The organism is Coprobacillus sp., assembly GCF_984815275.1.
The window spans coordinates 15,083-29,173 of the sequence record NZ_CFJNYH010000020.1 but is presented as its reverse complement, the minus strand read 5'-3'; the positions used below and the strand labels follow the sequence as shown (position 1 = coordinate 29,173).

The 14,091-nt window shown below is 30.0% G+C and carries 13 protein-coding genes; all 13 read right to left on the bottom strand.

Going from position 1 to position 14,091, the window contains the following annotated elements:
- Window positions 1-58 precede the first annotated feature (58 nt).
- Window positions 59-1,321, bottom strand: coding sequence for an HlyD family secretion protein (locus AC5M21_RS08520; protein WP_008789939.1), 1,263 nt, complete (start codon window positions 1,319-1,321; stop codon window positions 59-61).
- Window positions 1,318-1,785: a hypothetical protein gene (locus tag AC5M21_RS08515; protein WP_008789940.1), complete on the bottom strand. Its 468-nt coding sequence runs from the start codon at window positions 1,783-1,785 to the stop codon at window positions 1,318-1,320. The genes AC5M21_RS08520 and AC5M21_RS08515 overlap by 4 nt, the downstream gene beginning before the upstream one ends.
- A complete protein-coding gene (locus tag AC5M21_RS08510; RefSeq protein ID WP_008789941.1) occupies window positions 1,778-3,988 on the bottom strand; it encodes a peptidase domain-containing ABC transporter in 2,211 nt (736 codons plus the stop codon). The genes AC5M21_RS08515 and AC5M21_RS08510 overlap by 8 nt, the downstream gene beginning before the upstream one ends.
- A 186-nt stretch (window positions 3,989-4,174) precedes the next feature.
- A complete protein-coding gene (locus tag AC5M21_RS08505; protein WP_181975711.1) occupies window positions 4,175-5,356 on the bottom strand; it encodes a sensor histidine kinase in 1,182 nt (393 codons plus the stop codon).
- A 113-nt stretch (window positions 5,357-5,469) separates the two neighbouring features.
- Window positions 5,470-6,186: a LytR/AlgR family response regulator transcription factor gene (locus AC5M21_RS08500; RefSeq protein ID WP_008789943.1), complete on the bottom strand. Its 717-nt coding sequence runs from the start codon at window positions 6,184-6,186 to the stop codon at window positions 5,470-5,472.
- Window positions 6,187-6,258: 72 nt separating this feature from the next.
- Window positions 6,259-7,341: a radical SAM family heme chaperone HemW gene (gene hemW, locus AC5M21_RS08495; protein ID WP_008789944.1), complete on the bottom strand. Its 1,083-nt coding sequence runs from the start codon at window positions 7,339-7,341 to the stop codon at window positions 6,259-6,261.
- A complete protein-coding gene (locus tag AC5M21_RS08490; protein WP_008789945.1) occupies window positions 7,341-8,546 on the bottom strand; it encodes an L-serine ammonia-lyase, iron-sulfur-dependent, subunit alpha in 1,206 nt (401 codons plus the stop codon). Before AC5M21_RS08490 ends, hemW begins: the two co-directional genes overlap by 1 nt.
- On the bottom strand, window positions 8,547-9,509 hold the full coding sequence (gene holA, locus AC5M21_RS08485; RefSeq protein WP_008789946.1) for a DNA polymerase III subunit delta: 963 nt from the start codon (window positions 9,507-9,509) through the stop codon (window positions 8,547-8,549).
- A gap of 32 nt (window positions 9,510-9,541) precedes the next feature.
- A complete protein-coding gene (locus AC5M21_RS08480; protein WP_008789947.1) occupies window positions 9,542-11,530 on the bottom strand; it encodes a DNA internalization-related competence protein ComEC/Rec2 in 1,989 nt (662 codons plus the stop codon).
- Window positions 11,521-11,994: a ComEA family DNA-binding protein gene (locus AC5M21_RS08475; protein ID WP_017143781.1), complete on the bottom strand. Its 474-nt coding sequence runs from the start codon at window positions 11,992-11,994 to the stop codon at window positions 11,521-11,523. Before AC5M21_RS08475 ends, AC5M21_RS08480 begins: the two co-directional genes overlap by 10 nt.
- Before the next feature lie 91 nt (window positions 11,995-12,085).
- Window positions 12,086-12,238, bottom strand: coding sequence for a hypothetical protein (locus AC5M21_RS08470; protein WP_157832383.1), 153 nt, complete (start codon window positions 12,236-12,238; stop codon window positions 12,086-12,088).
- Between the two features lie 247 nt (window positions 12,239-12,485).
- Entirely contained in the window at window positions 12,486-13,490 is a 1,005-nt protein-coding gene (ruvB, locus tag AC5M21_RS08465) for a Holliday junction branch migration DNA helicase RuvB (RefSeq protein ID WP_008789949.1), read from the bottom strand.
- Window positions 13,491-13,501: 11 nt separating this feature from the next.
- The gene (gene ruvA / locus AC5M21_RS08460; RefSeq protein ID WP_008789950.1) at window positions 13,502-14,068 is read right to left on the bottom strand and encodes a Holliday junction branch migration protein RuvA; all 567 of its coding nucleotides are present in this window, start codon (window positions 14,066-14,068) and stop codon (window positions 13,502-13,504) included.
- Window positions 14,069-14,091: the final 23 nt, after the last annotated feature.

The window sequence follows — 14,091 nt, the reverse complement described above, 5'->3', positions numbered from 1 at the left end:
TTTCTTTACCAAAATTTATATAAAATAGAGTTATGTATATACTCTACTTTATACCATATTAATTCTTAAAACTCAATAATTCTAATAGCCAATCTAAATAAGTTTCTTTCTCATAGACAATTCTCGCTACAACTGGCATTGATTTTATAACATCTATCTGAGATCCATCTGTCGAATGAAGCTGTTTATTGTCCAAAGACACAAGACACTTATATAACACAATATTTCCTTGTTCTGTTTCTTGTGTTAATGTTCCTGAATCTATCGAAACAAGTTTTCCATTTAGTGTTCCATATTTTTGTATATTGACTCCATTAATCGCAACCTTCACATCATTGTTAAGTTGTACCTTAGAGATATCAGTTGCCTGTATATAGGCTTCTACAATCATCTGATCATCTTTATTGGTACTAATTTCAGCAACTGTTTGTCCTTTTTGAATGGTCACACCTTCCTTGATTGTTGAAAGATAATGAACATAACCATCCTGTGATGCTTTCACTGTTGTAAGAGCATCCTGTGACTGATATGCTTTTAACTGTCCTTCTAGCTCAACTAAGGTAGACTGTAATGCTGTACGAGTATTCCCTGCTTCACTAATCAACTGAATCTTTGTTTGTTCTGCTTGTGAAGAACTTGTCTGAGTTAACTGATTGATTTCTTCTATTAGAGACTCTAGTTCAGATTGTTTTGTTTCTAGAGAAGAATTGAGTTCTTCCTTTTTGGCTTTATCTTCCTCTGTATCTTTCAGTTTATAAATTTGATCTTTTAGAGATTGAATTTCTTGTTCTTTCTTTGTTTTCTTTTCTTCTTTTTGTTTTATTGATTTTTGATTATTTTCTTTTGTCTGATTCTCATCCTCAAGAGAGGATATATAATATCTGACTTTCTCATAATATTCCTGTTCTATTCCTGAATTAGACATCTTATTCTGATGAATATTTAATGAATTGATATATTTATTAATAGCTGATATCTTATCCTTTGTATTTGATATTTGTTTTTGTAGAGCACTGTATTGTACCCCTTCACTCCCACTTGATATTTCAAATAAGATATCACCCTTTTTTACAAAAGTTCCTTCCTGAGAATTGAGTGAAGTGAGAACACCATCGGACAAAGCACTTATATAGATGTTATCAGTTGTCGTAATTGTTCCATTTGCTTCGACAATATAAGACTTGCTCATCCATGAACTCATCCAAATCGCAAATATAATCATAAAAAGAATAAAGAGAATAAACATTGTTAGAAACATGGGTGGTTTCTTATCAAAGAAAATACGTGAATCTTTCAGTTCTGATTTTTGATAAAGTTTCATAACTGCATCACCGGTCTAAAGAAGTCTGTAATGACATATTCCTCACTATCATGAATACAGACAGTATAACTTTCACCAGTACTTTCTAAATCATTTTCATAGAAATAAAGATCAAGTTTTGAATTCACAAAATTGATTTCTAAAGGATTCCCTTCATAATGAATATAAACACAATGAGGACAATCTACTTTTTCAACAATATCAAATTGATTTTTATATTGTCTATAATCATGAGCTTGAATCAACAAATCGTAATCAGTTGTAATATCCCCTTCTTCTGAAATGTTTGTTCCACAGAATTTAATAACTAACGGGCCAAAAGTTTGGACCTTTAAGATATCTAACCGATTGGCAAACTTATTGATTTGCTGATCTATATCTTCAAATGAAATTCCTCTCAGTTCTTTTTTCAGAACATTCTTTAAAACCAACTTTTTATTTTCTAAGACTTCTAACTTAGCCATAATTGATTTCCTCCTCATTTATTACTGTTTTATTGACTTTTAGCATTGTCATATTTTGTAAAGAAATCATCTTTGCATACTGACCATTCATTGCGATTAGTTCATCATGAGTTCCTTGCTCAATGATTCTGCCATTTTCAACAAAACAGATCAGATCACAATTGACTATCGTTGACAAACGATGTGCAATAATAAGTGTTGTTGTATTTTTAATCTTTTTAAACAGTAAATCATGTATCTTTCTTTCACTAAAAGAGTCAAGATGACTGGTTGCTTCATCAAAGATAAAGACTTGTGACTTGGAAAGAATAGCTCTTGCAATAGCTAATCTTTGCTTCTCACCACCAGATAAATTGCTTCCCCCTTCTTCTATGAACGCCCCATAACGATTAGGTAATTTTTCAATGAAGGAACTTGCTCCTGCCAGCTGACAGGCTGTCATAATTTCCTCATACTTTGCTTCTGGATTTCCTATTTTTAAATTATCTATGATTGTTCCAGTAAAAAGTTCTATATTCTGTGGAATATAAGCTATATTCCTTCTTAAGTATGCTTCATCTATATCATGAACATTACAACCGCTTATTGTCACTTTCCCCTCTTTAACATCCATAAACTTTAACAGAAGTTTAGCTATCGTACTCTTCCCTGCACCACTTTCTCCAACAAGTGCAACTCGTTTTCCACTAGGAATAGTGAGATTAAAATTCTTAATGACAGGTGGTCTTGAACCATAAGAAAACTGTACATTTTCAAAACAGATATCACCTAACAAATCAATATCATCAATCAGTTCTTCCCGATGTTCATCTTCTCTATCTAATGACATTAATTCATTCAGTCTTGTCATTGCAATATTCGCTTCCTGAAACGTTAACTGCAAAGATACTAAGCTTTGTATAGGCTCTGTAAAATATTGACTCAATGTCTGGAATACCAATAAGTCCCCAATACTCATTTTTCCATCTATGATAAACATTGCACCAATAGCCATAAATACCAATCCACCTAGTGAATTAATGAAACTCGAAATAACTCCCTGAACATTCTGTAATGTCCCTTCTTTATAACCCAACTTCAGCAATGATACAAAACGATTTTCTAATTTATGAATCTGCTGCATTTCATCATTTTGTGATTTAACCGTCTCTATGTTTTGCATAGATTCGATCAGATGACTATTCAATATGGCATTAGATTCCATTTGTTCATAATTCAATTTCTTATAAGGTTTCTTAAATACATAAATAAGAATAACATTAACAACAATCATCACAATCAATATCAAAAATAAACTTGAATTTAAATGAAACAAAATAACTCCTGTTATGAGTGACAAAACAATATCCAATATTAATGAAACAGATACTGTTGTAAAAATATCTTTAATTGTTAATGCATCTTGAAATCTGGTGATGATATCTCCTACTCTTCTCGATGCAAAAAACTCATAAGGTAAATGAATAATGTGGTTGTAATATCCCATTAACAATGGAATATCAACCTTTCTTGAAAGAAACAAGACAATCTGTTGCTTAAATGCTGATAATAAGTTTTGTGATAAAACAACCAATCCATATGCTAACAAAAATATGTAAAGTTTATTCTTTAATTGATAAGGAATAATTTCATCCATTAACACCTTAGAAAAAGTACTTGAGAGAATTCCTATAATACTTAAAACAAAGCTTGCCAGTATAATCGTTAAGAGCAATCTTTTTTGTGGTAATATTAATGCACAAAACAAATCAAACATCCCTTTATCCTTGTACTTCATCTTTTCAAATTCAGATGTAGGTATCATCATGATTAAAACGCCAGTATAGAGTTTCTGTATTTCCTCTCGTTTCAATTTTATATTTCCTTTCGCTGGATCAGAAACATAAAAGATACCATGACGAACTTTTTGAATGACTACAAAGTGATTCAACCCCTCTGTTGTATGAATTTGTGCAATAGCCGGATATGTCATATCATCTGTTATATCTTTCATCTCTGCACGAACTGCCTTGACTTGAAATTTGAGTTTTTCTAAACCATCAACAATACCTTTTACACTTGTACCATAAAGATCAGTTCCAATAACTTCTCTAATTTTCATTAAAGACATTTCCTGTTTATATACAAGTAATACAGTTGAAATAGCAGCTGCCGCACAATCTGATGCATCATGCTGCATTGTACATGGATATTTCTTAAACATATATTTAACTTCCTTCCTTTTTAACATCCCCAAAATTTAAATAGCCAACTCCAAAAGTATCTACACATATCAATCGCCTCCTTGTATTCAACATACAAAGAAATCTCTTTTCTAACGATTGATTTGTCATATCTGACGTTATTTTGTCATATTCAACAGTCTATGCATAAAAAAAGAAAGATGTTTTTATTCATCTTCCTTACCAATATCAATAACATTATTAAAAAAAACTTCAATAGATAGTCTCCCATTTTCTATCTGTATATCAATGTCGCCATTATATTTATTAGCAATATCTTTTATATTTTTAATACCAATACCATGATTAAATTTATCTTTCTTTGACGTCTTATTTTTTCTTATAAAGTTAATACACTCATCATCATTAACATCATTAACAATTTCTATAAGCAAGTCCTCTTGACTTCCCATAAAATTTAAAGTAATAATTTTTTCATCTTTCCCAACTTTCTTTTCTGCTTCAAATGCATTACTCAAAAGATTATAAACAACAGAATCCAAGTCTATGACATCAATTTTTATAAACCCCGTAACACTATATATCACTTTTAATTCTATATTCTCAGATTTCATATCTTCAATATATGAATTCACAATAGCTGAAATATGACTGTGTGAACATTGGAAAACTTGTTCCTTTTGCATAGTCATTTTTAATTTTTGAATGTAAGAATGTAATTCATTATATGACTTTTGACTTTCCAATTGTGATATAACTCTAAAGTGCCCTTGTATATCATGTTTGAACTTTCTTAAGTGTTCATAATTCTTTACTGTATCAATAAAATAACGTTCTTGCATATTTAAAAGTTCATTTTTTAATTGATTTTGTTTCTTCAATCCATCTTTTTCCTTATAATTTTTCACAAAAACAAAGACACTTATTAAACTACATATAATTGAAAAGTAAGAGACACATAATATTGATATTCTTAACCGTATAGGTATTTCATTCTCCAAATAATTGACAAGCGTTAAAGGCAAAATCCCAGCACATATTCCTAAGATTATATTCATATAAATATAGGAAGGAATATCAGACAAATGGATAACAAATTTTAAATGCTCTCGTACATATTTTATAAAGAAAGAGACACCAATGACAACAAATGCACAACATATACTATATAAATCAATTTGTCTATTGTTATTCATGATTTCATAGGGAAATAAAGATAAAGCCAAATATTGTTGAATAATCATAATTATACATACCACTGATAAAACTATAACACTTCTATGTATTATATATGTTTGTGACATCATAAATAAGAGAAGAATTGGTAAAATAAATGCCAATGTTATATGCGTATAATGTTCTAATGTAAATATACAAATTGCAATCAAAAGAAAACTCATATATATTTTTTTTATTTCCTTTAATCTTTTCTCCAAATAATGAATAACCTAAAAAAAGATATAAACAACAATCAATTAATTGCATGATACTCCAAGATAAATTAGCCATTTCTACACCTATCTTTCCTATAATGAATATACTTTTGAGAGACTTCATTAGTATACTTTCTTGAAACAGATAAATACAAAAGACCATTTTTCCTTTTTAATTCAACACTTCCATATGAACATTTCTGAACATGATCAAAATTAACAATATACGATTGATGAATCCTTGAAAATTGTTTATATGGAGATAAGATTTTCTCCACTTTATTTAACAAAATTCTAAAAACCTTCTCATTTCCTTGTCTATCATAAAAATAGCAATATCCTCCAGACGAATGAATATAAGCGACATTAAAAATATCTATACTTTCTCCAGTAATATTGATTAACTGATGTGATTTATATTCATGCATAATTGTATTTAAATGCTTTTCTAATCTATTCATCTCATCTTTTGGAACAAAGCCATATACATTTCTACCTACAGACTCTATTGCCATATCTCTATGACTTGTCAAAAAAATAATCTTGGAATTTAGTCTTTCCATACATATTTTATCTTTAACTGCTATTCCATTCATAATTTTCATTTCAATATCTAAAATGACAATATCAAAAATCTCATCTGACTCCAATAAATACATGCCATCAGCAAAGAAATAATAAAGGACTGTAATATGCTGTCTAGAAAAAAACAATTTTAAAAAATCATGCACTTTTTCACACATGTATTGATCATCATCACAAATTGCCACTTTAATTATGCCCATCTTCAACACCCCTATGTGAATATTATATCATAGTTTCCATAATTTAGGAATCTTGTCGAAATAACAACAACATTATAAAAAATCAATTAAAATGCTATTTAAATAATTCATTCCTAAAGATGTAGTTTTGATATATCCATCTTTAATTTCAAGCATCTTTAACTTAAGATATTTTTGAATAGGTTCTTGATACTTTATCAGAAAATCAATATCAAACATCTGATTTACTTCATTAATTTCAAGTCCTTCAATTAATCTTAATCCCATCATTATTTTTTCAAACAATTCATCTGCTGGTTCAAGTATGATATCTTCACTCAGATACTGATGATTAAGATATTGAGTAAGACTTTTTGTATTTTCTAAACGGTGATGCTGAATCAAAGAATGGGCAGATAATCCTATTCCATCATAATCTTCATAATGCCAATAAACAAGATTATGTAATGATGGTTTATATTTATAGTAGTTACTGACTTCATAATGAATCATTCCCTTAGTTTCAAGATAACGATTAATTTCCTGATACCATTTCGCATCCTCTTCATCATCTAAAGGTTGATAGTTTTGATTTTTTAAAAGAGTATGCTCCTCTAAAATTAATGAGTAAATAGAAACATGAGAAGCATCTAAAGAATTAACTATATCAATATCTTTATAAACATCTTTTAAAGTTTGATTTGGTAGACCATACATCAAATCAACATTAATATCTGTTATCCCTTTCGCTTGCGCTTGTTGAATAACCTCAATGGTTTCTAAAGATGTATGAACTCTGTTGATAGCTCCCAATAATTTATCTTGAAAAGTTTGAACACCAACACTTAATCTATTAATAGAATTGTTTACAAACAAATCTATTTTTTCTTGATCCATAGATTCAGGATTCACTTCAATAGTGAATTCTTTCACGCATTTGGTAAAAGGTGACAAAATATCAAATAACTTTTGAAGTTGTAATAAATTTAACGAACTAGGTGTACCACCACCTATATAAACCGTATCATAATTACCACTTATTTGTTTATGCTGAATTTCGTAAACCAAAGCATCAAGATATTTTTCTACCCACTCAGTTTTATAAAAAACCTTACAAAAATCGCAATATGCACAGATGTGATCACAAAATGGAATATGAACATATAATGATTTCATTATAAGCCAAATTCCTTCGCCAATCCACCTAATGATGTCTCTTTATACGCACTTGATAAATCTTTTCCAGTTTCTTTCATAACACGAACAATTGCATCAAAAGAGACTTTATTTTTACGTAGATATCCCAATTGTTTAGCCAACATAGCCGCATCTAGAGCTCGAAGTGACCCATAGCCATTTCTTTCAATACATGGAATTTGAACATAGCCACCAACAGGATCGCATGTTAAACCTAAATTGTGTTCCAATCCCATTTCTGCTGCATATTCGATTAATGAATTGTTTAATTCATAAATCCACGCCATCGTTGCAGCTGCCATTGCACAAGCTGAACCAACCTCTGCCTGACATCCACCATCAGCTCCAGAAATTGTAGCATTGGTTTTCACAACATTCCCAAAAATTCCTCCAACTGCTAATGCTTTAATAAGGTCTTTCTTTTCTATATGTAATTGCTTATAACAATAATATAAGATAGCTGGCATAATTCCACTTGCACCACATGTTGGAGCCGTCACAATTTGTCCACCATCAGCATTTTCTTCTGCAACAGCATAGGCATAACTTGAAATAAACAATCTCTCACGGTCAGCCTCACGGCGTGTATTTTGAGCTTGTTGAAACATTGATTTTGCAACTCTTTTGAGTTTCAGTTTTCCTTGAATCGTTCCTTCTTTTTTTAAGCCACTTTCAACACTTTGAAACATTGCATCTAATATTTTATAAAGAAATTCTACAAAAGAATCATCTTCATTTTCTAACACATAATCATACAACGAAATGCCTTGTTCTTCTACATATTTTAAGATTTGATCCATGTTTTTTTGTTTGTATACTTCTTTAGGCTTTTCTTCCATATCACCTTTAAAAAGTATTGAACCACCACCAATTGAATAAACTTCAATTGCTTTTATTTCTTGATCCTTTTGATCAAAAATATGAACAATCATTCCATTAGGATGATACGACAAAGCATCACTCTTAAATGAAAAGGTAACAGGAATAGGTGAAAATGTCTTTTCAATAATATAGTCTGTTAAATGCCCTTTACCTGTTAATGCTAACGAACCATGTAAATCAACATGAAAACGCAAGGCATCAGGGAACAATTCTAAAATACGTTTTGCAGCACGTTGTGGCCCCATTGTATGTGACGATGAAGGTCCTACTCCTATTTTATATAATTCTCTTAATGATTCCATTTATTGTCCTCCAATTCTAATGAGAAAAAGTTCTAATCCTCTAAATCTATCAATTTTACCTGTCTTTATATTCACATCAAGTTGTGAAAGTTCATCTAATTTCTGCAATAATTCTTGAATATCATAATCTTTTCCATCTTGACGCACATATTTTAATCGATATGGATTTAACGATAACATTTTTGCTATTTCTTGATCATTATACCCTTTTCGGTCTAATAACTTCACTTGATATAATAAACGTAAAGAATTAGCTATCAAAACAATCAATTTAATAGGTTCTTCATTGTTCATCATTAAATCTTTATATATTTGAATACTTTTCCCTGTTTCTTTATTTAAAATAGCTTTGGTTAATTCAAAAACATTCTCTTCTACTTGCTTTGCAACCATAATATCAATAGTTTCTCTTGTAATATGTTGAGAATATAAACACAACTTATTAACCTCTTGAGAAATCTCCAATAAATCATTTGGCATTCTCGATAACAGAAGTTCTAAAGCATCATCATCTATTTCACATCCACGTTTTTTAATTGCCTGATGAGTTGTTTTAAAAAGCTGATGGTGATCAAGTTTTCCAACCTCAATAAATCGTAAATCTTTTCTTAACTTCTTAACAATCTTTTTTCTTTCATCAAAGTTCTTTTGATCATGATAAATAACAAAGATGGTTGTTGGATTCTCTTTAGATAAATAATCCATTAACATTTGAATATCTTCCTCATTAACATCCTTTTGCTTTTGAGTTGTTAAAAACAATGGATTTTTCATAATAATCATTTTGTATTCAGTTAGAAAAGGTGGGGTTAAAGCATCTTCAATCATTTCTGAAATAGATGTCTCATGACACCAATATGTTATCACATTCATATCTTCCTCATGAATACGATATTGTTTTTTTAAAGCAGCTAATTTTTGTTCCATTAGCATCTTTTCTTCACCATAAATAACACAATTCATTTAACCACCTCACCTTTATCATTATACATGAATCACTTCAAAATGTAACGTGATTTTCCATAAAATCGTATATGAAACATTCCATCTTCATCAGTTCTTAAAATTGTTATTTGTTTACGTTTTAATCTTTCTATAACTTCTGATGATGGATGATGATACATATTATTTTTCCTAACTCCAATCATAGCAATGTCAGGTTGTATCATTTGTAATAAAGAGGCAGAAGTTGCTGTTTTGCTTCCATGATGAGATATTTTTAAAATATCCACATTTAAATTTCGATATTGTTTCCTTAAATCTTCTTCAACCTGTGATGAAGCATCTCCTGTGAATAGAATACGATTTTCAAACAACTCAACAAGCATAATCAATGATTGATCATTATTATCAAAATAAATTTTATTGCTCTTGAACATCTTGACTTTCATACATCCGATTATTCTTTCTTCTTCATATCGATCAATTACCTGGTCAACATGAAAATGTTCTATCAGTGACTCTAAAGCTCCACAATGATCGAAATCACTATGTGATATATAAACATAGTCAAGTTTCTGAATTCCGATAGACTTCAAATAAGGAATAATTGTCTGAGTTGCTAAATCGTAATCTTTATTCCCGCCTGTATCAATGAGAATATTCCCTTGATTCATAGGCAAACGAATCAAAGTGCAATCACCCTGTCCTACATCAATCATAGTCACTTCTGCATATAATTTATATTGACTATAAAATGAAAAAGTCACTAGCAAAGCAATCATAATAGAAATATTTATTTGTATAGATTTGTGCTGCTCTATTCTATACAGAATCATAAAATAGAGAATATAATACATGATGATGAAAGAAAATGATGGTTTTGAAAAAACAATAAATTGATTTATACGCTCTACAAATATCATAATACTTTGTAACCATTGAATACATAGTGAAAGTGGTAACAAGAAGACTGGTATTATAATTGATAAACAACAAAAACAATAAAATGCCTCTATAAAAGGCGTTAAGATATTTCCCACAACAAAAGCAACAAGAGGAATCTGATAATTTAGAGTTAGGATAATTGGTAAACCAGACAAATAAATCATCAATGCAGAAGACTTTATGTGTTTAGTTACTAAAACAATAAAGTAAATAAAATATGAAAATATAAATGAAATATTATAAATGATATATGGATTATAAAGCAAGGAAACAATTACAAGCAAAGAAAGAACATCCAATTGATTCAACCATTTTTTCATAATTTCATATAGAACCATAACAAAAAAAGCACGATACAAAGAAATATTTATAGGAATTGAAAAAACATAAATTCCTATAAAAACATAGGCTAGCCATTTGGCATACTTTTGATGAACACATATTCCTAAACCCTTTTTTAACATCATATATAAAATATGAACATGCATTCCTGATAAGGCAAACAAATGAATTAATGACAGTTGAGAAAGCTGTTGATATTCATTTTGAATATCTTCCGTTCTTTCTCCCAATAAAAATAATCTTTGATAATTAGACACATCTTTTTCAGACGATAAATGATCTTCAATCCATTGGTACAAAGAATATGTTGAATTCTTAACAGAAAGTTGTTTTAGCTTTCCTTTATAAAATATTTTTTGACTATATAAATAAAGTTTTTCATTAAAGGCATTATCATTAGTATTTTCACTCATATCTAATATCTTAAAAGTAAATTGAACTGTATCACCATAGCGAATATCTTCTTCATGATAGAGTTTCATGACCCCCTCATGAAATCTTACGTAACAGTATTTGTCACTCGTTTTGATAACTTGTCCAGTTATACTATGAGGTAGTTCTTGAATACCATCTCTAGGAATAACAACAATAATTGATAGTAGAATTGCCACAATAACATATCGAATCCCAAATCTTTTATATAAATAAAACATAAAACCAAATAAAAATAAGAATGACAACTCATGATAATAAACACCAATTACCACCAACAGACAACTGACAGCATAATAAAAGATATGATATCTTATAAGCATAATAGATCTCTCAATCTCAAATAAGTTTTCTCACCAATTCCTTTAACTTTCATAATATCTTCAATTGTATAAAAAGGTTGTTCCTTTCGATAATCAATAATTTTCTGTGCAGTTTTTTCACCAATTCCACTTAGTGTCATCAATTGTTCTTGTGTCGCATGATTAAGTGAGATAGATTCTTTTTGGATACTTGGCAAATAGAGTCGTGATTCATCTACAACTGATAAATTTAATGACAAAGCTGATAAATTAGCTTGTTGTGTCACACCTACCTCATCAACAATATCTCGAATCGTTTTTTCACCATCATATTCATATTTTCCTTCTTTTAAAAATTCTCCTTCCAAAATAACATAGGAATGACTTTCTTGAGTTTCTATAATCTTTTCCGGCTTTTGAAAATCATAAGCAACTGAACATAAAAACAAAATAATAAAACCACATATTTGATATTTCTTCTTCATCCTATCCTCCTTTAAAATGTCATACATCAGTATGTAAAAAAAGAATGACATTGATTATTCTACAATGTTATTCTCTAGATTATTCCACCAACTATATGACCCTTGTTTTGAACTCTTCATAATTTAAATCATTCATAACAAGATAAATCGCTAATTCAAGTTGAGTATATGTACAATGTAATATCCTATGAATAGGATTAACACTATATTTCATTTTTATCAATTTCTGAACAATCTTCAACATTTCTCCTCTTCTTTTCTGCCTTGTCTTTTTCCTCTGTTGAGTTCTGTTTTCATCCATAATCTATCTTGCTAAATTCTTTATATAAGAAATACTCCTTCTTCATTAAATACTCTTATATATGTCTATCGCCCCCCCTGTCACATCACTTTCCTGTTTTCCTTCACGACTTTTCTCATTATCAAATAATATCCTAAGATTATCCTTCATAGTTATATCAACAATAAATTTCTTGTATAAAAAAAGAGACCTAAGTCTCTGAATCTCTTGAAATATGAAAATGCTGATAAGCTAATTCTGTAACAACTCTTCCTCTTGGTGTTCTTTTAATGAGACCAGTTTGTAATAAATATGGTTCATAGACATCCTCAAGTGTCATAGGTTCCTCACCAATACTTGCAGCCACAGATTCCAATCCAACTGGTCCTCCTCTAAAACGATGAATAATTCCTAAAATATATTTATGGTCAACATCATCCAGCCCTAATTCATCAACTTTTAATCTTTGCAACGCTTCCACTGTTCGGGCTTTAGTGATGATATCATCACCATTGTACTGTGCAAAATCACGTACTCGTCTAAATAAACGATTTGCAATTCTTGGAGTTCCTCTTGAACGTTTTGCCAGTTCACTTTGAGCTTCTAAATCCATATCCATATGATAAACACGACTTGTACGATTAATAATCTGAGTTAATTCATCTTCATTATAATACTCCAATTTTGAAACAATCCCAAATCGGTCCCTTAATGGCGCAGATAAATCTCCTGCTCTTGTCGTAGCCCCAACAAGTGTAAAAGGTGGTAAATCAATACGTATAGACCTTGTTGAAGCTTCTTTACCAATAACAACATCCACACAAAAATCTTCCATTGCTGGATATAATATTTCTTCAACAACCTTGTTCAAACGATGAATTTCATCTATAAACAAAACATCACCTGGCTCTAATGAAGTCAATATAGCTACCAAATCACCAGTTTTCTCTATACTTGGCCCTGTTGTTGTTTTTAAATGAGTACCCATCTCATTTGCGATAATCATTGACATTGTTGTCTTTCCAAGTCCAGGTGGTCCATATAACAAAACATGGTCTAGAGTTTCATCTCTTAGTTTTGCAGCACCAACAAAAACTTTCAGATTGCTCTTCAAATGACTTTGTCCAACATATTCATCAAACGACTGAGGACGAAGTTGATTTTCTTCATCTTCATTATGTGATTTCACATCTAAGACATCACGTTCATAATCCATAATTATCCCCCCTATCCTTTAACAAGCAAATTTAAAGCTTTCTTAACATAACCATTTGTATCTAAGTGTTCTTGTGACAAAGTATTCATAACTTTATCAACTTCTTGACGCTTATATCCTAATGCTATCAAAACTTCAATAGCTTCATCAAACTCTACAGATGTCAATATCATTTCACTAATAACACCATTAAACTTTCCTTGTAAATCTAAAATAATCTGTTGTGCTGCTTTCGGTCCTATGCCAGGAATTTTCTTGAGATAAACAATATTCTTAGATTCAATCGCCTGGATAATTGCATTCACATCTCCAGTGGCCAAAATACCAATAGCCGTTTTACACCCGATACCTTTAACCATAATTAATTTCAAGAATAAATCCTTCTCTTCTTTAGACAAAAAGCCAAATAGTAAAATACCATCTTCTTTCACTTGCTGATATACATACACCAATGTTTCTTTACCTTTTGTAAATTGATATGGATTAGAAACATATATTAAATAACCAATTCCTTGATTATCAACAACGATATGATCTCTTGCCATATCAACAATAATACCTTTAATATAACTATACATACAAGACTCCTATTTCTTAACAT